Annotated in this window: 14 protein-coding genes and 2 pseudogenes; 4 read left to right on the forward strand and 12 right to left on the reverse strand. The window is 69.5% G+C overall.

Annotated elements, in window-relative coordinates; genetic code table 11:
• Window positions 1–202 precede the first annotated feature (202 nt).
• Both ACGFYQ_RS34725 and ACGFYQ_RS34730 read left to right on the forward strand, forming a co-directional pair.
• Window positions 203–487 carry a DUF1540 domain-containing protein gene (locus ACGFYQ_RS34725; RefSeq protein WP_393750193.1) on the forward strand — a complete coding sequence of 95 codons (285 nt, stop codon included), beginning with the start codon at window positions 203–205 and terminating at the stop codon, window positions 485–487.
• 332 nt (window positions 488–819) lie between these two features.
• Complete coding sequence (locus tag ACGFYQ_RS34730; protein ID WP_393750194.1) at window positions 820–1,296, forward strand: cupin domain-containing protein; 477 nt, start codon at window positions 820–822, stop codon at window positions 1,294–1,296.
• 231 nt (window positions 1,297–1,527) lie between these two features.
• On the opposite strand, the gene ACGFYQ_RS34735 is transcribed toward ACGFYQ_RS34730, so the two are convergent.
• The 6 genes from ACGFYQ_RS34735 to ACGFYQ_RS34760 form a co-directional block, all read right to left on the reverse strand.
• Complete coding sequence (locus ACGFYQ_RS34735) at window positions 1,528–1,971, reverse strand: hypothetical protein (protein WP_393750195.1); 444 nt, start codon at window positions 1,969–1,971, stop codon at window positions 1,528–1,530.
• 286 nt (window positions 1,972–2,257) lie between these two features.
• Window positions 2,258–6,073 (reverse strand): hypothetical protein, encoded by a 3,816-nt coding sequence (locus ACGFYQ_RS34740; protein ID WP_393750196.1) that lies wholly within the window; start codon window positions 6,071–6,073, stop codon window positions 2,258–2,260.
• On the reverse strand, window positions 6,070–6,741 hold the full coding sequence (locus ACGFYQ_RS34745) for a hypothetical protein (protein ID WP_393750197.1): 672 nt from the start codon (window positions 6,739–6,741) through the stop codon (window positions 6,070–6,072). Before ACGFYQ_RS34745 ends, ACGFYQ_RS34740 begins: the two co-directional genes overlap by 4 nt.
• Window positions 6,742–6,848: 107 nt before the next feature.
• Window positions 6,849–11,270 (reverse strand): hypothetical protein, encoded by a 4,422-nt coding sequence (locus ACGFYQ_RS34750; protein ID WP_393750198.1) that lies wholly within the window; start codon window positions 11,268–11,270, stop codon window positions 6,849–6,851.
• A gap of 14 nt (window positions 11,271–11,284) precedes the next feature.
• Window positions 11,285–11,878 carry a hypothetical protein gene (locus ACGFYQ_RS34755; protein WP_393750199.1) on the reverse strand — a complete coding sequence of 198 codons (594 nt, stop codon included), beginning with the start codon at window positions 11,876–11,878 and terminating at the stop codon, window positions 11,285–11,287.
• Window positions 11,879–11,883: 5 nt separating this feature from the next.
• Window positions 11,884–13,224, reverse strand: a complete 1,341-nt coding sequence (locus ACGFYQ_RS34760; protein WP_393750200.1) for a hypothetical protein — start codon at window positions 13,222–13,224, stop codon at window positions 11,884–11,886.
• Between the two features lie 555 nt (window positions 13,225–13,779).
• Here ACGFYQ_RS34760 and ACGFYQ_RS34765 point away from each other — a divergent pair.
• Together ACGFYQ_RS34765 and ACGFYQ_RS34770 are read left to right on the forward strand one after the other, a co-directional pair.
• Window positions 13,780–14,169: pseudogene (locus tag ACGFYQ_RS34765) on the forward strand (CobW family GTP-binding protein); the annotation flags it as partial.
• A 68-nt stretch (window positions 14,170–14,237) separates the two neighbouring features.
• Window positions 14,238–15,074: pseudogene (locus tag ACGFYQ_RS34770) on the forward strand (hypothetical protein).
• A gap of 358 nt (window positions 15,075–15,432) precedes the next feature.
• Here the strand turns inward: ACGFYQ_RS34770 and ACGFYQ_RS34775 are convergent.
• The 6 genes from ACGFYQ_RS34775 to ACGFYQ_RS34800 form a co-directional block, all read right to left on the reverse strand.
• Complete coding sequence (locus ACGFYQ_RS34775; protein WP_393750201.1) at window positions 15,433–16,932, reverse strand: ABC transporter ATP-binding protein; 1,500 nt, start codon at window positions 16,930–16,932, stop codon at window positions 15,433–15,435.
• A complete protein-coding gene (locus ACGFYQ_RS34780; protein WP_393750202.1) occupies window positions 16,929–17,738 on the reverse strand; it encodes an ABC transporter permease in 810 nt (269 codons plus the stop codon). Before ACGFYQ_RS34780 ends, ACGFYQ_RS34775 begins: the two co-directional genes overlap by 4 nt.
• Window positions 17,735–18,682, reverse strand: coding sequence for an ABC transporter permease (locus ACGFYQ_RS34785; RefSeq protein ID WP_393750203.1), 948 nt, complete (start codon window positions 18,680–18,682; stop codon window positions 17,735–17,737). Before ACGFYQ_RS34785 ends, ACGFYQ_RS34780 begins: the two co-directional genes overlap by 4 nt.
• On the reverse strand, window positions 18,679–20,244 hold the full coding sequence (locus tag ACGFYQ_RS34790) for an ABC transporter substrate-binding protein (protein ID WP_393750204.1): 1,566 nt from the start codon (window positions 20,242–20,244) through the stop codon (window positions 18,679–18,681). Before ACGFYQ_RS34790 ends, ACGFYQ_RS34785 begins: the two co-directional genes overlap by 4 nt.
• 119 nt (window positions 20,245–20,363) lie before the next feature.
• Entirely contained in the window at window positions 20,364–21,218 is an 855-nt protein-coding gene (locus ACGFYQ_RS34795; RefSeq protein WP_393750205.1) for a class I SAM-dependent methyltransferase, read from the reverse strand.
• Window positions 21,215–22,471 (reverse strand): MFS transporter, encoded by a 1,257-nt coding sequence (locus ACGFYQ_RS34800; protein ID WP_393750206.1) that lies wholly within the window; start codon window positions 22,469–22,471, stop codon window positions 21,215–21,217. Before ACGFYQ_RS34800 ends, ACGFYQ_RS34795 begins: the two co-directional genes overlap by 4 nt.
• Window positions 22,472–22,478: the final 7 nt, after the last annotated feature.

A 22,478-nucleotide genomic window follows, 5' to 3' on the forward strand; every position in this document is an offset into this window, starting at 1 on the left:
GGAGCCACACGGTCACCGGCATCCCGCCCGTGCCATCAACCGGTGAAGCTTCCCACACGATCCTCCGATCGGCGGAGGTCCAGTCGCCGACGGCCCCGTCGGCGGCGTTGCTCGGCCCGTCGGCCCCATGCTCGGGTCGGCGGCCGCTCGTCGCACGACGCAGCGGGGAACGGATCACCCCCACACGAGGAGAAGACTCGCCATGGAAATGCCCCTTGTGAAGCAATGCTCGATCGAGGCCTGCGCGTACAACCGGGACAGCACCTGCCACGCCCTGGCCATCACCGTAGGCGACACCGTCAAGGCACACTGCGACACCTTCTTCAGCTCCACCGCCAAGGGCGGAGACCCCTCCAGCACCGGCCGCGTCGGCGCATGCAAGGTGGCCAATTGTCGCCACAACGTCCAGTTCGAATGCCGCGCCCCCGGCATCACCGTCGGCTACCAGCAGAGCGAGGTCGACTGCCTCACCTTCGCACCCGCCTGAGACATGTCAGGTCGATCAGGTTCACAGCCAGATGGCGATGGCGTATTTCTGGCCGTAGCTGCACGCTCATGGCGGGTATGAGCGTGCAGCGGCCTGCGGCTGGAGTCCTGATTGGTCCGCCATCGTTCTGTTCGCCGGCTTCCTGTTGGTGGTGATGTTCGACTACACGACCGGACGCACGTTGGAATGTGGCAGCGGGCCGCGGCCGTTTGTGCGGTAGCGACGCGCGTGCTTGTGGCCAGAAGAGCCCAGGGCTCTGAGATTGTTGACGTGGGCTGGCGCAAGACCGCGACCGTGTACCGCGTACCGCCTTCGTTGACCGGGAGAGAAGTATGACCATCAAGGACATCGGGCCGGAACCTCAATGCTTCGACCTTGAGAAGGCGACACTCGAGAACACGGACTATCGCGCGGTCGCCTGGTCTGGGAAGTACCTTCAGTTGACCCTCATGTCGATCCCGGTGGGTGAGGACATCGGCTTGGAGGCGCACCCGGAGACTGACCAGTTCCTACGACTCGACGCAGGCCGGGGCCGCGTCCAGATGGGCCGCACGAAGGATCGACTCGACTTCGACCGGGAGGTCGAGGATGGCTGGGCGATCTTCGTGCCCGCCGGCACTTGGCACAACGTCACCAACATCGGTGACGAGACCCTGCAGCTCTACGCCGTATACGCGCCGGTCCACCACGCGTCGGGCAAGATCCATGCGACAGCCGCCGACGCGGAGCGCGACGAGGACTCAGGCAAGGACGAGCCGCCAAGCTGGTCGGTCCAGCCTGCCCAGCAGCCATCGGACGAGCACGCCTGACCAGCGAGGGCTTATCGCGACAGTAGATATGGCCTCTGACCTGGCCTTTCGGGCTGCTGGAGTGACCGTTGTGCGAGTCCTGCTGCACCCGTATTGACCGCTGATGACCGCTCGTTGGGGCACGGGCCCCGTCGGTGGAGCTGACCGAGGGCGCATTTTCCCGCTCGGCGGGCTGGACAGCAGGCAGGGACGGTGCGCCACTGAGGGCCCTTCACACACGCAAGGGATTCGTCAGGGCCGGAGGCGGGCAACGGTGTCGCGGGCCGCGTCGATGGCCCCGGCGCGGGCGGCCTGTCGGTCGTCGTCGCTGCGGGTGTACGCGAGCGAGACGACCAGGTTGCTGCGGCGGAAGGTGACCTGCGCGGTGATGCTCGTGCCGGGCGTCGGGGGCCGGAAGCGGAGGAACGCCACGTCGCCGAGGCCGGGCAGATCTTCCACCGTGTCCTTCTCCCAGCCCAGTTCGTCGTTGGCGCGCATTTCCCGCATGTCCTCGCGAGCCAGGTCGACGGTGAGGCGGGACGCGGAGAGGTGGACGCCGGCCCGGTACTTGGGCCGGGCGTTCGGGATGTTCGGGCCCGTGCTGGGCCTGGCGACCGTCCGCGGCCCCGTACTGGCCGGGGTGCTGATCGACGCCGACCTCTTCGGCGCCGGCTGGCGCATGATCTTCGCCGTCAACCTGCCGCTGGGGCTCCTCGCCCTGATCGGCGGCTGGAAGTTCCTCCCCGAGTCGCGTTACGCGGTCCCGCCCCGCCTCGACCTCGTGGGTGTCGCACTGGCCTCCGCAGCCGCACTGCTGGTGATCTTCCCGCTGGTCCAGGGCCGTGAACTGGGCTGGCTCGCCTGGACGTTCGCCTCCATGACGGCCAGCATCGCCGCCCCGGCGGGCGATAGAGCGGACTGCTCCAACCTTGCGGGGCGACCGCGCCCTGGTCGCGGAGATGGAGCGTGGCGCGCCGCGGGGTCAGTGCCGTCCGGGGCATGGCGGGTCGAAGGGCAATTGCGGAATGTACCTGTGCCAGACCTCGGGTGTCAGCACGTTCCCGGTCGCCCGGCACACATAGTCGGCGGCGGTCTGGGTCGACAACGGCAGGATGCGCACCGTGCGCTCCCCGACGCCGAGGAAAAGGAAGTCGCCGTCCGGAGAGAACGCCACCGCGTTGACCCAATTGAGGATGCCAGTCACCGGCAGTCCGTGAGCCCGCGCGCGGCCCCGGTCGCGAACATCCCACAGACGGAGAGTCGCGTCGAAACTTCCGCTGGCCAAGGTGTGCCCGTCCGGGCTGAAAGCCAGGGTGTAGACGGTGTCCGCGTGGCCGGTCAGGGGCGGGCCCGCGGGCGTCGGGTGGGTGCGGCGGGTGAGGTCCCACAGTCTGATCTTGCCGTCATTACCGGTGGCGGCGAGGGTAAGACCGTCCGGGCTGAAAGCAACTGATGTGAGCGGGTCCGCACTGGCGCGCAGTGGTGCACCCAGCGCACTGGGGTGCGCAGGCTTCGAGATGTCCCACAGACGGAGTGTGCCGTTCTCCGCCGCAGCGGCGAGCGTGCGGCCGTCCGCACTGATGGCCAGGCGGGTGATCGAGCCTGCGTGGCTGTCCAACGGCACTCCGAGGGATGCGGGCTGTGACGGATCGGAGACGTCCCACAGCCGGACCGTGCCGTCGCCGTTGCCGCCTGCCAGGGTGCGCCCGTCCGGAGTGAACGCGACGACCAGGAAGTTCCCCTCTGAGACCTGGAGCGGCCCGCTCAGCGGCTCGGGCCTGGCCGGCACGGTGACGTTCCACAGCCGGATGTCCTGTCCGGCCGCGACGGCCAGTGCCTTCCCGTCGGGGCCTCTGAAGGCGACCCAGTTGACGTATCCTGTGCGGCCACGGATCAACGCGCTGACCGGGCGGGGATCAGCCGGATCCTTGACATCCCAAAGACGGACGGTGTTGTCCTCGGAGCCTGAGGCCAGCAGATGTCCGTCGCTGCTCACGGCCACGGTGTCGACATAACCGGTGTGTCCGTTGAGGATCGTGCGCGGGATCGTCCAGAGCCGGACGGTGTGATCTGCGCCCGCACTGGCCAGCATGGTGCCCTTCGGGTCGAAGTCCAGCGCCAGCACGTGTCCGGTGTGGCCCTTCAGCGGCGGTGTGAGATCCCAGACGGCGTCCGGAGCCGTCACGTTCTCGAGCTGGATGCTGTTGTCGTCCCCGCCGTAGGCCATGAGGTGCCCGCTGCCGGAGAAGGCAACGGTGTTGACGATGTTGTTGCTGTACCGGCCGTCGAGCGGGGTTGGCTTGGTGGGTTGCCTGACGTCCCACAGGTGGGCTTGCTGGTCGCTCCCGGCCGCGGCCAGTGTGCGACCGTCCGGACTGAAGGCGACCGCCTGGGCGTGACCAGGGACCCCGGCCTGGTAGGAAATACTGCCGGGCGCCTGGCCGAGGGCTGGATGCCGCCGGTCCGCCACCTGCCACAACCGCACCGCCGCATCGCTCCCGCCGGCCGCCAGCCGCTTGCCGTCCGGGCTGAAGGCAACCCCGTTCACGTCATCCGCGGAGCCGGCGAGCGGCTTGGTGAAGGGCTGGGGGTGCTCGGGGTCGGTGGTGTCCCACAGGTGGATGCGGCCGGCGTGGCCCGCCGCGGCCAGGGTGTGTCCGTCCGGGCTGAAGGCGAGCGTCTTCAGAGCGCCGGTACCGCCACGAGCGATGACACCGCGGCCAGCCGGGTGGAGGGGATCGCGTACGTCCCAGAGGCGGACTGCGCCGTCGTCGCCGGTGCCGGCGAGGAGGTGTCCACCGGGGCTGAAGGCGAGCGCCCGTATCGCGTCCCGGGGGCCGCGCAGCGGGGCGCCCAGCGGGCCCGGGGGGATCCTGGTGCTCCACAGGCGGATCGTGCCGTCGCTGCCCGCGCTGGCCAGAAGGCGTCCGTCCGGGCTGAAGTCCACGGCGTTCACCCGATCCGTGTGACCGGTCAGCACGGTGGCCAGCGGCATGTTCTGGGCGCTGAGCAGGTTGGTTTCCGTCGACGGGGCCGGCGACATCCGGTGCGCCACCAGATCCAGCTGGACGGCCAGCGACGCGTCAGTCGCGCGCAGCTGGTTGGCCTCGGCCCGGATCTGGCCGAGGATCGCGGTGTTGCGCTGCTGGATCGCGAAGACTGCGGAGACCGCGGCGAGTACGGCCAGCGCGGTCAGTCCGGCGATGACCACCTGGCGGATCCGGCGCGCGTGGAGCCGCTGCCGTACCGAGGCGGCCAAGAACTCGGACACGACCGGTTCCAGTGCATCCGTGACCTCGTCCTCGGCCAGAGCGCAGGCCTCGTCCAGTCTGCCGCTTCGGTACAGCAGCCCCGGGTCACGGCCGGCCCCCTGCCAGGCGGTGGCCGCCTCCTCCAGCCGCTGGCGGACCATGTACCGGGCGCGGTGGGCCTCGATCCACTGGCGCAGGCGCGGCCAGGCCCGCAGCAGCACCTCGTGGGTGATGGTGACCGTGTCCTTGTCGCGGGTTAGCAGCCGTCCCTGGGTGAACGTCTCGATGACTTCGGCGGCTTCGTCGGAGCGTGCCCCGTGGCTCAGCAGTTCGGCGTACCGCACTGGGCGACGCGTATCCTCGGTGCCGTCGCCGAATTTGACCAGCCGCAGGAACACGGACTGCGCCGTCTCCTGGGCCTGCGGATGCAGCCGGTCGAAGCAGCGATCTGCTTCGTCGGTCACGCTGTGCGCGATGCCGCCGGTGGACTCGTAGCCATCCACGGTGAGGACGTGTCCCGCCCGGCGCAGCCAGGTGGCCCTCAGCGCATGGGCGAGCAGGGGAAGACGCCCGATCTCGTACGCACCGGGTTCATCCGTTCCCGCGTGCCCGTCACCCGGCCCGGGTGGGCCAAGGTCACGCAACAGGACCTGTACGAGGCCCGGTTCGATGTCCAGCCCGACCGAGCGGGCGGGGTGGAGGATCGCCTCGCGCACCCCGGCCCGGGACAGCGGTCCCACCATCACCTGGTTGCGTTCCACGGCGTCGAGGAGCCCCTGATGGGCGGCACACTGGGTGTAGAAGTCCGAGCGCAGGCCCAAGACGACCGAGCCGACAGCCGGTTCGCCGTCAGTGCCCATGTCCGCGATGCCCAGGACCGCGTCCAGGAACTGTCGCCGCTCCCCCTCGTCGGTACACAGTGTGAACAGTTCCTCCAACTGGTCTACGACCAGCACCAAATGGCGTTCCGCGCCGGTCCTGCCGCCATCTGCTGCAAGCGCGCGGCGCAGTACGGCGGGCCGCCACACCGGACCGTCCGGCTTATTGCCGGGTACACCCCTGCTCCCGCACGTCACCTCCGGCAGGCGGGCGTTGAGCACCGCCATCGGATGCGCAGTGGGGGTCAGGCACAAGCGGGGCCAGCGCCTCGAACCCGGCAGGGCACCACGCGCAACCTCGGACAGAAGTCCCGCTCGGAGCAGGGAGGACTTCCCGGCCCCGGAGGGCGCGACGACGACCAGAGCCCCGCCCACCGCGAGGCTGGCATCCAACCGGACCAGCAGCTTGGCCACCAGTGCATCCCGGCCGAAGAACCACTGGGCCTGCTCGGCGCTGAAGGCGGCCAGGCCGGGATACGGGCACTCCTGGGAAGCCGCATCGGTGAGCACTCGACGGGCCGTGCGTACCCCGTCCTCGTAGTGCAGGTGCAGGTCCCGTTCCGACAGATACAGATCCCGGCGCGCCTGGTAGATCCTTGCCCGGTCCGAGGCGTGGGCCTCAAGGCGGATCTCCTCTCCATGCCCGGGCTGTCTGTCAGTGGGGTTCATGGCCCGGAGATGTTCTGGTCGCGCCCGGCCTGGTACACCCGACCGCGTCCGGATGCCTTGGCCCGGAACTCCTGCCTTCCGGTTCGGATGCCGTTCTCGTGGCCCAAGAGCGGGGCGATCTCCTCGTCGACCAGCCGCCGCAGGTCGTCCACCAACGCGGCGTCCTCCCACAGCAGTGCGGTCAAGCGGGCCTCCCAGGCCGCGATGAGGGGCGATTCCACGTCCTCCTCACGGCGGGCCGTCAGTAGGCGGTCTCGGGACTCTGCGAGCGCCGCGTCCACCCGGTCTGCCTGATTCGGACGTATACGACGCCACCAGGAAACGATGGCCGCCCGTGCCTGCTGCCATGCCTCGGTGGTCATCGCCCCCACCATGGCAGTGGCCGCAGACGCTACGATCGCATCCATCGCCATAAATCCCATTATGCCCTTTTGCGTCAACATGCTCAGCTTGGGCATGCCGGGGATTCTGTTGATACCTAAAAGGCCACCATCCCGCTCTGCCAGCCCCAAGCCAAAGACCGGCGTCATCACCGTCTTTCCGCACCAAGATCCGGACCATCTGCGGACCATTCGACAGGCCGAAACGCCCGTCACCACCATTGCCGCAGGTCGAAACCGCTGAGAAACCTGTACCGCCAGCAGACGAAAAACGTTCTCGTCAGTCACTCACCCAAGAAGCTCGGCTTGGAGCCCAACGTGTCGCCTGATGTGGGGAAAGGCCCCGTCAGGCGCACCTTGTGGGGCCACGAGAGCAGCGATTAAGACGAGCGATGTCACGGCCACGCCCAGATGAAGCACACCTCATGGACACTTCGGGCCATGGTGCTCAGTTCGTCGGGGGTGCACATCGCCCCGATGACCGGGGCTTCCGTGGCGAGGGTTCTGAGCATGTCCGACCGACCTCGGCCGGCGAGCCTGCGCAACCGCTTTGACAGCGCGGCTCGGATCGCGGTGCCGTGCCGACCTGCCAGCCCGTCTAGATCGATGCGGTGCCGGGCGAGAACGAGAAGGCCCTCGCAGACGATGTCGGCACCGGATCGAGAACAGACGGCGCCGATGAGCTCCTCGCTTGTGTCGCGGTTGCCCCGCAGGGTCGCCGCGATCGCGGCGACCATTCGCATGGCGTCCTTGTCGTCAAGTTGCCCAAGGCGGTCAATTGCCCACTTGTGCCACTCACGGAGCGTCTCCGCGTCCGCGTATCCGGCAAGCAGGCACAGACTCGCTCCGGCAGCCATGGGGTCACGGAACCCTGTGGCGGTGTGCCAGGCGAAGGCCGCCCACGACGGGTCGGCAGAGTTGTCCAGGTGGTCCTGGCTACCGAACAGGGCCCAGAAGCGAGCGAACGGAACCTTCAGCGTGCGCACAGCACCCAGCAGTTCGTCTCTGAGGTCACCAGTCAGCAGGGGCAGCAGCTCCGTAATCGCGTCGGCCCTTTCGATCTCCGGGAGTTCCAGAACCCGCTCTACGAGCCGCCGCTTGGCCTCCGGGGTGAGCTTCGGCGCAAGGGCGGCAAGGAAGTGCACACGATCACCGCGCACCACTCTGACTACATCCCTGAGCTGCTTGTCCCGTACGGTGTCGGCCATCTGGTTACTGAACACGTTGTGCCGGGTCCTTGAGTACCGCCCATCGGACCCGACAGGTGCTCTCAGATCGTCCAGACAGAGCTCGAAGACCCTTCGGCCCACGGTTTCGTCGAGCAGGAGTTCAGGCCCGTCGAGCAATGCGATGTGCTCCAGGTGCCCGTCCTGTCGGTCCTGCTCCAGAAGCGGGAGGATCTCCATGAGACCCTCGAGCCGCTCCGCGGAAGGCATCGGCTCGCGAAGGAGCTGGACCAATGTGTGGTCGACGATCGCGCGGTGGTTCTCCGGCTCCAGCATCTGTGCCATGGCTTCGAGCGCGTGCGTACGCGCCAGGACCGGCGCCTTCATCAGCAATTGCGCCAGAATGCGTCCGAGGTTGACCGAGAAGAGCGGGCGCAGGATGATGCGGACGAGGAACCGGCGCCGTTCGTCGTCGTCACCACGGGTCAGACCGGTCTCGATCTCGTCCCGGTCTCCGATTCCCAAGAGGCTCCGGTACTGGTGGAGTTCTTCCGGGCTCAGGGCTGCGAGCTCATCGGGGTCGAGCAGAAATCCGCCGGTGTGCCGGGGAAACCGGTGTGCGACGAACTCTGTTGCCGGGGCCGCCCGGCTCGACGTCGACTCACGAACATAGGGCAGCAGATCCACGAGGATGTCGAGGCGGCTGGTATCCACCGCGATGAACTCCACGGCCGAGACCGTAGCGGAAGCGAGGAGCGGTTCGCGGCGTTCCGGTGGTAGAAGCGGTAGCAGCCGGGCCGGCAGCCATGAGCGTGGCCCGGAGTTGGAGAAGTCGCAGGCCAACCTGACTGCCTCTGCCATCCGGTCGTCGTCGAGTTTCGGCCCGACCACCGCGATCAGCTCGGAAAGCTTGACCTCCCGCAGCACTTTGAACTCCGGAATCGGCTGGGTGATCACGGTCCCTTCCAGGGGGACGGGCGGCTGCTCGTCATCGGACAGGTCCTGGTACGAGCGGTAGAGCGCCGAGGCGTGATCGAACAGGTCTCGGGCCAGCGAGTCGTCCCCGTGCTCCGCCAGCAGCTGGAAGATGCTTTCGCGGGGCTCCCACGGCATATCCTTCGCCGCTTCGAAGGCCTGCCGCGCCAAGGGTCCGCGCAGCCTGGACGCGAGTACCTCCACGGCTGCGGCGTGGGGGTACTCGAAGCGCCAGTCCCAGCCCCAGATCTCCGCATCGCCCACCGACAGGCGGCGCGGCAGTTCCTGCGTCGCATACCAGGCGGCCGGCACCCAGTCGTCGGTGAACCGCGTCCCGACGGCCATAAGAGCGAAGGCTCGCCAGCTGTAGGTGGCGTCATCGTTGACGACCGGCAGGTCGATGATCTCCGCGGCGACCTCCGCCGGGATCGGACCCTCCGTTCCGCCCAGCAGGACCAGTAGCAGGTCGAGCCGATTATTGGCGTTCATACGGTGGATGTGGGACATCTCGCCGCCGTCGAGCGACGCCGTGTCGAATGGCCGCCCGGCCCTGCGCAGCCCGAGGAGGATCGCTTCGGCCAGGTCTGCCCCGGTGTCCATGCGGAACATCGCCGTGCGCGTCCACTCTTCAACTTGGTGTCGCGCCTCGCTCCCCGGCGGCAGCATGTCCGCGAACTCGCCGAGCAGCCAGGTGATCTCGCGAGCATCTGACGCCGCGCCCAGCGAGGCCACCGCCTGCGCAGCCTGTTCAGCGCACAAGTGGGGACCGAGCAGACGCAGACCGATCCGGCGCACCTCCGAGTCGTCGATTGCAAGGATGTTCTCAAACGCCTGCCGGACCTGCGTGGCGGTCAGATGGGGCAGCACCGTGGCCAATGCGTCCAGCCGCGGGATCGTGCGTATGTCTTGGGGTATGCCCCGCCCCATCGTGGTGTACCAATAGGCGCTGCGCCGCTGCTCCGCCGGGAGGGTGAGCGCCAAATCGAGTGTGGGTTGGAAGTCCGCGTCCCGCAGTTGTTCTGCCGGGACTCCGTCCCACGCTGCACTTGGATGGACCCGTTCATGCAACAGCGCACATCGGAGCAGCAGGCCCTTCACCTTTCGGACCGCTGCTGTAGCGTCAAACAGATCCGGGTGTTCCGTGAGGAGTTCGAGCAGGGCCATCTGCCCGGGGAGCTCGTTCGGGAGGTAGACGGCTTCGACCAAGGCGCGCACCGCTTCGTCGGACAGCTGCTGGGCAGAAAGCAGGCAGGCAACGACCGCCGGAGCTCCAGCCCGCTGCGCGAACGCAGCGAAGGCCTGACGGCTGCCGTCATCCTCTGATTCCATGGCCCTGTCGGCGGCAGGTTGACCCTCCTGCCGCTCGCGATGGTGCCGGTCTCGTGTTGCAGAATCGCTCCCTGAAAGCCAAGCCTGATCGAACCACCGCAACATCAGTGTGTGCAGGGTCTCGCTCCGCACGTGATCGCCGACCGCGTCCGCCTCATCGCTGCTGGCCGGATGTGTGGGAATGCGCGGATCGGGCGTCCCGACCGCCAGCCTCCGATAGAAGCGGCGCAAGAGGCCGTGTCGGCCCGCTGCGCGGATGGATGCGCCTGAAGGCGCCGGGCTGGGGGCCGAGTTCGCCGCGTCACGCGGATGCTTCAGCCCGTACGTGGAGGCAAGGAGCGAGCGCGTGACAGCGTCGTCGATATCTGCAAGCAGGGCGCTTAGTCGCTTCAGGACCTGTCCGCGGCCCGGGTGGTCGGTCAGCAGGGGCGCGAGCTTCGCCAGGGCTTGACTCGTCCGGCCCAGGCGCTGGTCGGGGGCGATCAGCGAGCTGGCCATATCTCTGCGGAGCTGATCGACAAGCGGCTCGGGCGTGTCCTGCGGTGGCCGCTGCTCCTCCGGATGCTCTGCCTCGTCCCGAACCAGCTGGGTCAGGTCGTCCAGCAGGGCGTCGGCCACTCGCGCCACCAGCCGTGGGCGGCGTATTTCGGGGACGTCACACAGAAGGCCAGCCGTCTCGGCGGCCTCGATGTACTCCGGTTCCATGCCGGGCGGTGGTGTGAAGGCCCTGGGCATGCGCCAGCCCACGATGCGTGCCGTGTCCTCGATGCGCGCCGCGATCGCCGTCCGGCCCTCGGCGTCGAGCAGATGAATCCCGCGCAGGAGCGAATGAGCCGGGAGGTCATCGACAGGCCGGGTCGCCAGTTCGATCAGCCTTTCCCGAATAGCCTTGCATGTGGGTTCGTCGAACTGTGCGGCGGCGAGCAGCCCGTAGTACGCCTCGGCCTGGCCGCCGGGTGAGGAACCCCTGGCGATGGTGGACAGAGCCCTTTCCACCGACCAGTGCCCAGTGGTCACGGCGGCGACGAGCAGCCCCGCCGGAATCTCGTCGGCCGCCGTGAGCGTTGCGCGCACCAGCGCGAGACGCACGAGTTCGGCGATCGGTTGTGGGACTGCCTCCGGCTTGTCCGCCGGCGTCTCGTCGACGGCATCCCAGGCGATGCCAATGTCGCTCTGGTAACCGTCCCATCGTGGGTCGGCCAAGCTGACGCGGCGCCGTAGTCGCCGGTCGTCGTGGAACAGCCGCAGGAGGCGGTCCACTCTGCCCGCGGCGCGGAGATGGGTGGGCAGTGCGTCGAGGGCCAGCCGCTCCATCTCGGCCCGGACCGCCGTGTGGTCGGTATTCATCTGGCTCCCCCGAATTATGCGCTGGGCTGCTCGGCGGCGCGGACGGACCGCTCCAGAGTCTGCAGATCGCCGTCGAGCACGAGTAAGGGGCGTCCGGCTCCGGTTCGTAGCCACCGGCGGCCGTTGGCATCGGTGAACGCGACCGCGCAGCGGACCAGGGACGGGTGGGGCGGCTGCGCAGCGCCGTCTCCGAGCGAGACGATCAGTTCGGCCTTCTGCCGCGGACCCAGCAGCACGACGGCCGGCTCGGCCTCGACCCTGGGAATGTAGAGTGCGTCGCCTTGGTCGGCCCAGAACAGCAGCGGAGCCGGGTCTCGGAGGGGCTCGTCGCTGTCGTTCCGGATGACGAATTCCACCCGCGTGCCGCTCCCTCGGACCCGGAACACCATGCCGATGAGCCGGGCTTGATTGGCTTCCGCGGCACGTCGTTCGGTAGCTGCTCGTTCCCCGTCGATGCGCCGCAGCCTGATCTCGCGCAGCAGGCCCACCGCAAGCAATACGGTGGCGACGGCGGATCCGACTCCGGCGATCCAGTCGGGAACGGTTCCGTAGTCCACGGCTGTGGCCAAAGCCGGAATCGGGGCGGCGACGCCATTGACTTCGAGCATCCCGCTCAGTCCTCTTCTCCGTATTCTTCCTCCCACAGCACGTCGGAAATGACCCCGTTGACTCCGGTGAGGGTCAGACCGGCGCTGGCGATGGTGTCCCGCTTGTGCAGGAAGTCACGAAAGCTGGTGTGGTAGATGCTGAAGCGTGGGCCGTCGGGATCCGCGTCCCTGCGCAAAAACTGCTGCCATTCGGTCAGCACTTCCTGGATGGCGATCGCGTCCACACCCGCTTGGACCTCGCGCATCACACGAGCCAGCAGGGCTATCGACACCGGACGGGTCAGCTCGCACAGGACGTAGACGATCCAGACCTTCGTCCGCGGGGACGACTTTGTCGCCATGCCCATCAGCCGCCAGTGGCTCTCGTAGTAGTTCTTCAGGCCGTGGGGCAGCTGCTGGATGTCGAGGCTCTGGTAGAGGCCGTTGCTCAACTCGGGCAGCACGTGCCGCAGGTACATGAAGTTGCCCTCGCTCTTCTCGGCGAGGACGCCCACGAACCGGGGTAGGGGGATGTTCCGTTCGGCCAGCCAGGACCGCAGTGCGGGGCGGGAACTCATACGCGTCAGGTACTCGCCGATGTCGACCATCGTGGAGTCCAGGTGGTGGGCGAGGTCGTACGGGCGGCTCGCCGTCTCGATCCGGAGCGACACCTCCGCCCGACGGCTGCTGACAACGAAGTAGACGCCCTTGGGGAGCCGCGGTGGCAGGAACAGTACGTTCCCGGCTGTGTCATCCGTGGGACGTTCAGCCTCATCCAGGGCATCCACCGCAATGACCAGAGGCACGTCGTCGGGGAGCGCGGCACGGGCCTCCTTGAGCATGCGGCCGATGGTCTCTCCGTAGCGACTGGAGTCTCCCGTGTCGACCGGACCCGCGATGCCGTACCTGGCCGTCAGTTGGACACCAAGGTTGTCGACGAACTGACGAGGGGTGTTGACGCCCTGGCTCCGCACATTGAAGTGGGCGACGCATCCCGTGCGACGCACGTACTCGGCCATGATCGTCGTCTTGCCGTCGCCGGGATCGCCTAGGAGTTGAAAGTAGCCGCAGCTGTTGGCCTCGATGAAGGAGTTGATGGCGTCGAAGACGCGATCACGCCCGACGAAGTCCGTTGTCTTTTCCTCGACCAGGTCTGCGTGCTGGCTGCAGACGCCCATCGGGATGGCCAATGTGCGTAGGATCTCCGCGAGTTGGGTGCCAAACTCCTCGTATCGCCGCACCGGGAGGAAGCCGGTCGTGACGTCGCCGAGCCCGCCTGCGTCGAACTCGCTGGGAGCCAGGAGCAGCGGCTGGGCTGAGGCAGCCCCTAGCCGATGCCGCTCGCCGGCCCGTCGGATGGCATCCAACAGCTGCGGTTCCTGTAAGGCCTCAGCTGAGAGGACAGCGAGGAAGTGCGTGGCGGAATCATGGTCCGGCCGGGGCGCCATCGAGACTCCCCGTACCCGGAGCGCCGCTGTCAGCCGGTCCGCGAGCACGCAGTCCTCGCGGGAACGGGGCGAGTACGCGATGAAAACGTGAGGTTGTGCTGTCACGGCCCTCCGCTCGACATGACGTTGCCAGATTCTATTCGTTCTGGCCCTGCCTGTAGGGGACTTCAGACATTGCGCCCCACCCTTACGAGCGCACCGGGGAGTGGGTCCGCAACGCGATGTGAGGGGACTGAGGGTCCCTCCTGAGCTGTATGTCGAGCTCAGCCATGTACTTCGCGGCAGCGCTCGCCTACGGGAGCCCAGCGTGCAGCAAGAGCCTTGGTCCAGAGCTCCCGTGGCGTACCACCTCAGGTGGACGTGACCGGTTGTGGCACGGCGGCCGGTCGCTCGTGCGGTCGCGAAGGACTGGGAGCGGTAGGAGCCCGCCGTTTTCGAGATCTGCAGGGAACCTGCGCCCCGAGGGCTGAACCGATGGCACGCCCGGCCAACACCCCGCTCCCGGTCACCGTCCTGTCCGGATTCCTCGGAGCCGGCAAGACCACCCTGCTCAACCACGTACTGGGCAACCGCGAGGGCCTGCGCGTCGCGGTCATCGTCAACGACATGAGCGAGGTCAACATCGACGCCGCGCTCGTCCGCGGCGGAGAGGCCGCACTGTCGCGCACCGAGGAGCGGCTGGTCGAAATGACCAACGGGTGCATGGAGGAGGTCGACCGGCTGGCCCGCGAGGGACGCTTCGACTACCTGCTCATCGAGTCCAGCGGGATTTCCGAGCCGATGCCCGTGGCGGCCACGTTCTCGTTCCCGCGCGACGACGGCGCCACCCTGGGCGACCTCGCCCGCCGGATGACCCTGCGCACGCACGACCCGGTCGCCCATCGGCACGTCGACTTCCGCGAAGAGCGCCGACCCCTCCTCCCGTCGAACACCTGCTGCGCGCCGTGCCGGGCAGTGTCGCCCAGCACCACGATCTGTCCTCGGCTGCCGGCGGCAACGTGCTTCGCACGCTGCGCGATTCCGGGGGCGAGATGTCCGCCGACGAGACTCCGCTGGTCAACGACTGCGCCTGCTGCGCGCTGCGCGAGGACCTCGTCCCCGAGCTGGAGCGGCCGGCCGCCGACGGCTTGACCCGCCTGGCCGTGGTGGAACTCTGGGACTCGGTCGAGCCCGGGGTGATGGCCGAGGTCGTGGCCGCCCATACCGGTGACGTGCTGGAACTCACCAACGTGATCAACGCCGTCGACCCCGCGCTCGTCCTGCCCTGCCTCGGCAACGGGGACGACCTCGCCGAGGCCGGACTCGCCGCCGCGGCCACCGACCAGCGGACCGTCGGGGACACCTGGGCCCGCCAGCTCGAATACGCGCCGGTCCTCGCGATCGCCGACAGCGGGGAGGCCGACGACGAGGACCGCGCCCTGCTCGCCCAGCTGCACCCGACGGCCCTCCAGGTGCCCACCGGCTCCAGTGAACTCACCCGCTTGGCGTTCGCCGGCTTCGACGTGGAAACGGCCGCCGCCCAGCACCCCGCCTGCGCGCTCCTCCCCCAGGAGGCCGACGAGGCCGGAGTCGCCACCCTTGTGTGGCAGCGCCGCCCGGCCGTTCCACCCCGAGCGGCTCTACCAGGCCCTGGAGGACGCCTCGACCGCGACGGGCTCGAACAGCTCCTGGAGTCCTGCCTCCTGACCCAAGCCGAGTACACGGCCGGGCGTGAAGCGTGGAAGCAGCTCCCCGCCGCCTTCGGTCCGTTGCTCGACTCCGTTTCCTGACCCCTCCGTCCCCTTCACCGACACCCCGTAGCCCCGTACCCGGAGGAACACCCATGGCCCGTGCGCCCCTCCGCCGCCGCCCCCGGTCGTCTGGCAGGCTGATCAGCATGGCGATCCCCGAGTCCCCCGGTTCCTCCAGGCGGCCGGGCCCGACGTGCTGACCGCCGGTTTGAGGCGGCAACTGACCCGACTGCCGGGTGGCCGTGGCCAACACGGGCGGTGCGGTGATCGCGGCCGATTTCCCGATGCCACCGGTCAGCGCACGCGAGGTGGCCCCGGTCGCGGAACGGCTCATCGGCGCCGTATCTCCCCGTGGGGTCCCGCCCTCCACTTGGTGACCAAGCGCCGTCCGGCGCCTTCAGCATCTGGGCGCGCGGTCCGGCAGCGCCGTCAGCGAGGCGGACAGCAGCTCCTTGGTGATCGTGTGCCGCGGCATCTCGATCAGGTGATCGGCCGGGCCGGCCTCGACGATCCGCCCTGCGTCGAGGACCGCGATCCGGTCCGCGAGGACTCCGGCGGCGGCGAGGTCGTGGGTGATGAACACCAGGCTGAGTTCGTTGTTTTCCCCGAGCCGGGCGAGGGAGTCGAGGATGGTGGTCCGGGTGGTCGCGTCGAGGCCGGAGGTGATCTCGTCGCAGATGAGGACGTGTGGCCCGGCCAGCAGGGCCCGGGCCAGCGCTGCTCGCTGGAGTTCGCCGCCGGAGAGCTCTCCGGGGCGGCGTCCGGCAAGGCTCTCGGTGAGGCCGAACTCACCGAGGGTGTTCAGGGCCGTACGCCGCGCGTCCCTCGGTACGGCTCCGCGGAGCCGTACCGCGCTGCGGGCGACCTGGTCCAGGACCGGCCGGTGCTCGTCGAAGGCCGCCTTCGCGTCCTGGAACACGTACTGGACGGCGGCCAGTTCGGCGCGAGTGCGGGAACGGAGACTTCGCGGCAGCGGCGTCCTGTCGAGCAGGACCGTGCCCTCGTACGCGCGATGCAGCCCGGCCAGGCAGCGTCCGAGGGTGGTCTTGCCGCTGCCGGAACGGCCGACGAGCGCCAGGCACTCCCCTGCCGCGAGCGAGACCTCGATGTCGCTCAGCACCTCGGCGGCTCCCTGAGTGGCGCGGTGCCGTGCGGTCAGATTCCGCGTCTCCAGACGCTTCGGACCGCGCGGGCGGGGTGTTCGCGCAACCCGCGGCTTCTCCGGTACGAGACCCTCCAGGACGGATGACGCGGGTCCGCGGTCCACGACCTTCCCGGCCCGCATCACCACGACCTCGTCGGCCAGCTCCCGTACGACGTCCAGGTCGTGGCTGAGCAGGATGACGGCGATGCCCTGTGCGGCGACGGCGGCCAGCTCCGCCACGATGCCCTGTTTGGTGAGGACGTCCTGGCCGGTGGTGGGTTCGTCGGCGACGATGACCCGGGCGCCCAGCAGCAGTGCCTGGGCCAGGACGACTCTCTGCTGCTGTCCGCCGGAGAGTTGGTGCGGGAAGCGGCGCAGCACGGCCTCTGGATCCGGGAGTTGAGCGAGCCGCAAGGCCTCTTCGGCACGGCGCCGGCGTTCGAGCCGGTCTCCTCCGTGGCGGGCGGCGATGTCGGTGAGGAGCGCGCCCACTCGACGGGCGGGGTTGAGGACCGAAGCCGGGTGCTGGGGGATGTATCCGACCGGGCCGGCGGGTGTGTGGACCTCGCCGTCGACGACGGCGTCTGCCGGGTACTCGCCCAGGAGGGCGAGCCCCGTGGTGGTCTTGCCGCTGCCGGACGGGCCGATGACGGCGGTGATCCTGCCCGCGTGCGCGGCGAGGCTCACGCCGTCCACGATCGCCCGCCCGCCGATCTCCACGCGCAGGTCCCGTACCTCTGCGACGAGGGTCATCGCCTCGCTCCCTTCCGGGGGGTGTGCCGTTGGAGGGCGGCATCGAACAGGAGGTTGGTGCCCATCGACAGGGCCGCGATGAGCAGGGCGGGCACGACCACGGCCCACGGCTGGAGGAAGAGTCCGGTGCGGTTGCGGTCGACCATCACCGCCCAGTCGGCGGCGTCCGGCTGAACGCCCACGCCGAGGAAGGCGGCGGTCGCGACCAGGTAGAGGGCTCCGGTAAGCCGGATCCCGGCGTCGGCGGCGAGGGTGCGGCGCATGGAACGGGCCACGTAGCCAATGGCCGTCCGCCACCAGGACTCGCCCTGCATGCGCAGCGCTTCGACGGCCGGCCGGGAGGAGATCTCGACGCCCGCCGCGTGCACGACGCGGGCTGCGTCGGGTACGGCTGCCAGGCCGACCAGGACGGTCAGTCCGGCGGGTCCTGGCGTGAGGGTGGCCGCAACGAGCAACACCAGCAGGAGCGAGGGGACTGCGATGACCACGTCCAGGGGCCGCATCAGTGCCTCCTCCAGCCAGGTGCGGCGGGTGAGAGCCGCGGTGAGGCCCAGGGGGACGGCGACGAGGTAGGCGAGGGCGGTGGCCGCGATCGCCACGAGAACGACGGAGCGACCACCGAGGAGCACCTGTTGCCAGACGTCTCTGCCGCTGAAGTCGGTGCCGAGCCAGTGCCCGTCGCCGGAGGCGAAGGAGACCGAGCGGGGGCCGGCCGGGCCTGCCACGAACGGGCCGACCAGTGCGAGGAGGACGGGCAGGACGATCAGTCCGAGTGCGACGAGGGACCTCGTCGGCTTGTGTTTCACGCCGCCACCTCGGACCGGGGTGCGAAACGGCGGGCGGCCAGGTCCGCGGCAAGGTTGACCAGGACGGTGACGATGCCGAAGATCACGGCCATGCCCTGCACGACCGGGAGGTCACGGGCGGCGACGGCCTCGATGAGTACGGTGCCGAGGCCCGGGATCACGAACAGGGCCTCCACGACGATCACTCCGCTGAGGAGCCAGTCGCAGGTGCGGGCCAGTTGCTGGGCGGCGGGAGCGAGCGCGTTCGGCAGGGCATGGGTCCAGGTGATCCGGCCGCCGGAAACCCCGTAGCGGCGGGCCTGGGCGACGTACGGCGAGGCCATCGCGTCGATCATCCCGGCGCGCACGAGGCGGCTGATGGTGCACACGGGCCGCGACAGCAGGACGACGACGGGCAGGATCAGGACGGCGGGCTCCGTAAAGGGATCGGCGCCGACGGCGGTGGGCGGCAGCCAGCCCAGCCACAGCCCGAAGAGCGTGGCGAGCAGGATCCCGACGGCGAATTCCGGTACGGCGTGCACGGCGAGGGTCAGGGCGCTGACGGTCCGGTCCAGCGGGCCGCCCTCGCGGCGGGCGGCCAGGACGCCGAGCCCCACGGAGAGCGGAATGAGCAGGGCCACGGTGGTCACGGCGAGGAGGAGAGTGGGGCCGAGTCCGGCGGCCAGGTAGCCGGTGACGGGCCGTCCGCTGACCAGGGAGGTGCCGAGGTCGCCGTGCAGGAGGCCGGCGACCCAGTCGGCGAGGCGTTCCGCGGCGGGCCGGTGCAGGCCCATCGTCTCGCGCATGCGTGCGATGCGGGCGGGATCGGGCTGGTCCCCGGCGAGGGCGACGGCCGCGTCGCCGGGCAGCGCCTCGGTGAGGGCGAAGATGAACAGGACGACGGCCGCCGTCTGCCCCAGGCCGAGGAGCAGGCGGCGGCCGATCCATGAGAGGTGCGGTGTCACGCGAGCCAGATCTTGTCGAAGCGGGCCCAGTCGAGGGTGTTGGCGGGGGCCTGCTTCGACACTCCGTGCACCGTGGGCGCGGTGGCGATGATCCAGTCGGCGAAGCCCCAGATCAGGAAGCCGCCCTCGTCGTACAGCCGGCGCTGCATCCGCTCGTAGAGGGCGCCGCGCTGCGTGACGTCGCGGGTGGACTGGGCCTGCTGGTAGAGGTCGTCGAAGTCCTTCTGCTGCCACTTGGTGGCGTTGGTGGTGGAGCCGGTCAGCAGCCGCTGCGAGATGTGGGACTCGATGGGCATGGCGCCCGAGCGGTAGGAGGCGAAGGTGCCGTTGTTCAGGATGTCCTTCCAGTAGGTGTCCTTGTTGCCGACCTTGATCTCGACGGTGACTCCGGCCTTGGCGGCCTGCTCCTTGAAGATGCCGGCGGCCTCGACGAAGCCGGTGGCGGCGGGGGCGGTGTCGAGGGTGACCTTGAGGCCCTCGGCCCCGGCCTCCTTGAGCAGGGCACGGGCCTTGTCGAGGTCCTGGGTGCGCTGCGGGAGGCCGGCGGGGTAGTACTGGTAGCCCTTGCCGAACAGGTCGTTGCCGATCTCGCCGGCGCCGGAGAGGGCGCCGTCGACGAGTTCCCTGCGGTCGGCGATGAGGAAGAAGGCCTGGCGGACCCGGGGATCGTTGAACGGCGGTCGGTCCGTCTTCATGACGAAGCCCTGCATGGCACTGCCCGGGAGGCGGACGATCTCGATCTTCCCCTTGCCCTCGTGGGTGCGGGCGGTGGCCGGGTTCAGCTCGTGGGCGTACTCGACCTGACCGCCGAGCAGGGCGCTGACGCGTGCCGACTCCTCGCCGGCGACGACGAATTCGAGCTCGTCCAGGTGGGGGGCTCCCTCCCAGTAGGCGTCGTTGCGCTTGACGACGAGGGAGCTGCCCGGCGTGAAGGAGACGAAGCCGAACGGTCCGGAGCCGATGGGCTTGTCGAAGGCGGAGGCGTCCTTGGGCACGATGTACGCGCCGAACGCGGCGAGGACGTTGGGGAATTCGGCGTACGGGCGCTTGAGCTTGAACTCGACGGTGGAGGCGTCCACCGCCCGGCTCGCGTCGAGGTCGATCGGCTCCAGGGACGCCTTGGCCCGGAAGGTGCCCTTGGGGTCCGCGATCCTGCGGTAGCTGTAGAGGACGTCTTCCGCGGTGACCGGCCTGCCGTCGTGGAAGGCGGCCTTGCGCAGGGTGATGCGCCAGGTGTCGAGGGCCTCGTTGGGCTCCCAGCGCTCGGCGAGCCTGGGGACGGCGGCGAGGTCGGCGCCGAAGTCGGCGAGCTTGTCGAACAGGGCCTTGGCGCGGGCGGCGTCCACGAACAGGTTGGCGGCGTGCGGGTCGAGGGTCTCGTTGGCGCCACCACCGGCGAAGGCGGCACGCAGCCGGCCGCCCGCCTTGGGAGCTCCCTCGGCGGCGTTCTTGGCGTCCGGGGTGGCGGCGCCGGTGCCGCAGGCGGCGGTGAAGGCGAGGGCGGTGGCGCCCGTGGCGATGAGGAAGCCTCTGCGGGCGAGGCTGGAGCGGGCGTCGTTCATGCGGTGGTGTCTCCGTTGCTGGGGTGGGGTGTTAGGGGGTGCGTCCCGGATCTCCGTGGGAGAAGGAGCGGGCTCTGGCGCGTGCGATCGCAAGGCGCCGGAGGGTCCTGGTGGCGGAGCTACCCGGACGTTCCGGCAACGCGGCGAGCGTGCGTGCCAGAGCCCGCGACGCCGCGGAGATCCGGGACGCACCCCCCTAGCCGGGCGATGAGGTGGAGGCGGTCGGAACTCGTGGTCCCGTGCGGCGCCTCGCCCTCGCTCCACGGCGGTTCGGTGCGCGGGCCGGGTCCGTCGTGCAGCGCGAGGACCTCGAACCCGGCGGTGGCGAGGAAGTACCGCAGCTCCTGCGGGAAGAGGAGCCTCCAGGCGGAGAGCTGCTCGTCCGGAAGGGAGCCGTCGTCGGCGGTCCAGGTCCTCCGGCGGCGCAGGAGTTGTGCGCCGTGATCGATCCACAGGGTGGTGTGGGAGGTGTACGTGGTGCCGCGCCAGGCGAAGGAGGCGGTGCGCGGGCCGTCGAGGAGTTCGGTGTTGCCGAGGAAGAAGGCTCCGTTGCGCATTTCGGCGACGAGGAGCCCACCGGGGGTGAGGTGGGCGCGGCAGCGGGCCAGGAAGGCGGTGAGGTCCTGGTTGGTGTGGCAGTAGAGCAGGGCGCTGTCCAGGCAGACGATCGCGTCGAAGGTGACTCCGAGGTCGAAGTCGCGCATGTCGGCCAGGTGGTAGCCGGGCCCGGGGTGGTGCGTGCCCGCGTGGGCCAGCATGGCTTGCGAGGTGTCGATGCCGGTGACTTCGCGCCCGGCCCGGTGGTGCAGCCAGGCGGCGTCGCGGCCGGTGCCGCACCCGACGTCGAGCACGCGGGGTCCGGCTCCGTGGCGGGCCAGTACCTCCTCGGTCCACCGGGCGGCGAGCCGTTCGGGGTCGGGGAAGCGTTCCTCGTAGAGCGCGGGGTGGTCGGTGAGCAGGTTGCCGCTGGTCATCGGGACTCGCTTCGGGGGCGTGCGGGGGCACGAGGGGGCAGGGGGTCCGGGGCCCGGTCGGCGGGCAGGGCCTGTCTTCGGTGCAGGTGCACCACGGCCGCGGCCGAGGTCAGACCGAGGGCGAGGCAGCAGCCGTAGGGCAGCCAGGTCAGGCCGGTGTGGCCGGCGGTGTCCATGGACCAGCCGATGGCCGCGCTGCCGGCAGCCGCCGCGACGCCGGAGACCGCGTAGAAGAGGCCGTAGAACGTGCCGGTCAGGCTCCCGCGCCCGAAGGCCGGTATCAGCTCCATCACGAAGGGCTGGGCGACCATCACACCGAGGTGCAGCAGCAGGGCCCCGGCGAGCACCGGCAGGAGGCGCAGTGGGTGCGCGGTGGCGGTGCCCGCGACGAGCATCGGGGGCAGGAATCCGAGGCCCATGACGCCCACGCCGGTGGCGATCCAGCGCCCCCTGCTCCCCCGAGCCTTCAGGGCGCGGGTGATACGCAGCTGGAACAGCAGGTTGGCAACGGTCCCGGCGAGGAACAGCAGGCCGACCGAGCCGCCCCAGCCGGAGGCATCGGTCGCCGCACGGGGCAGCAGCAGGTACAGCTGGTTCTCCAGGCCGTACATGCCGACCATGGCGAGGGAGAACGCCAGGAATCGACGGTTGCCCGCGGCCTCGCGCCAGTCGGCGAGGACACCGGTGTCGGGGGCCGGTACCTCACGGGCCGGCAGGACCAGCAGCTGAGCGAGGGTCAGGGCGGCGAACACCCCGGCCCCGGTGACGGCGGCCGCCCGGAAGTCCACGAGCAGCAGCAGGGTTCCGAGCAGCGGGCCGAGCAGCGCCCCGGTGGTGGCGAAGACGTTGAACAGCGCGAACGCTTCCGCCTTGCGCTCCCCGGCCTCCTGGGCGACGTACGTCCGCACGGCGGGGTTGAACAGGGCCCCCGCCAGCCCGCTGAGTATGGACGCGGCGATCAGCAACGGCAGGCTGTCGCCGAGGGCGAACAAGCCGAATCCCACCGTGCGCAGGGCGCAGCCCGCGATGATCACCCCGCGTGCACCGAGCCGGTCGGCGGCCGAGCCGCCGATCAGGAACATTCCCTGCTGGCTGAGGTTGCGCAGGCCGAGGACGACACCGACGACGGCGGCCGAGAGCCCCAGGTCGTCGGAGAGATGGGTGGCGAGGTACGGGATGAGCAGGTAGAAGCCGGTGTTGACGCCGAGCTGGTTGACCAGGAGGAGGCGTACGGCGAGCGGGAAGTCTCGCATCGAACTG

Source organism: Streptomyces sp. NPDC048258 (genome assembly GCF_043201995.1).
In the GTDB taxonomy this organism is placed as follows: domain Bacteria; phylum Actinomycetota; class Actinomycetes; order Streptomycetales; family Streptomycetaceae; genus Streptomyces.

Coding starts and splice junctions, on each gene's coding strand:
- ACGFYQ_RS34795 (WP_393750205.1), bottom strand. CDS start 21,218: ATGACCAGCGGCAACCTGCTCACCGACCACCCCGCGCTCTACGAGGAA.
- ACGFYQ_RS34790 (WP_393750204.1), bottom strand. CDS start 20,244: ATGAACGACGCCCGCTCCAGCCTCGCCCGCAGAGGCTTCCTCATCGCC.
- ACGFYQ_RS34730 (WP_393750194.1), top strand. CDS start 820: ATGACCATCAAGGACATCGGGCCGGAACCTCAATGCTTCGACCTTGAG.
- ACGFYQ_RS34800 (WP_393750206.1), bottom strand. CDS start 22,471: ATGCGAGACTTCCCGCTCGCCGTACGCCTCCTCCTGGTCAACCAGCTC.
- ACGFYQ_RS34755 (WP_393750199.1), bottom strand. CDS start 11,878: ATGCTCGAAGTCAATGGCGTCGCCGCCCCGATTCCGGCTTTGGCCACA.
- ACGFYQ_RS34725 (WP_393750193.1), top strand. CDS start 203: ATGGAAATGCCCCTTGTGAAGCAATGCTCGATCGAGGCCTGCGCGTAC.
- ACGFYQ_RS34775 (WP_393750201.1), bottom strand. CDS start 16,932: ATGACCCTCGTCGCAGAGGTACGGGACCTGCGCGTGGAGATCGGCGGG.
- ACGFYQ_RS34740 (WP_393750196.1), bottom strand. CDS start 6,073: ATGAACCCCACTGACAGACAGCCCGGGCATGGAGAGGAGATCCGCCTT.
- ACGFYQ_RS34750 (WP_393750198.1), bottom strand. CDS start 11,270: ATGAATACCGACCACACGGCGGTCCGGGCCGAGATGGAGCGGCTGGCC.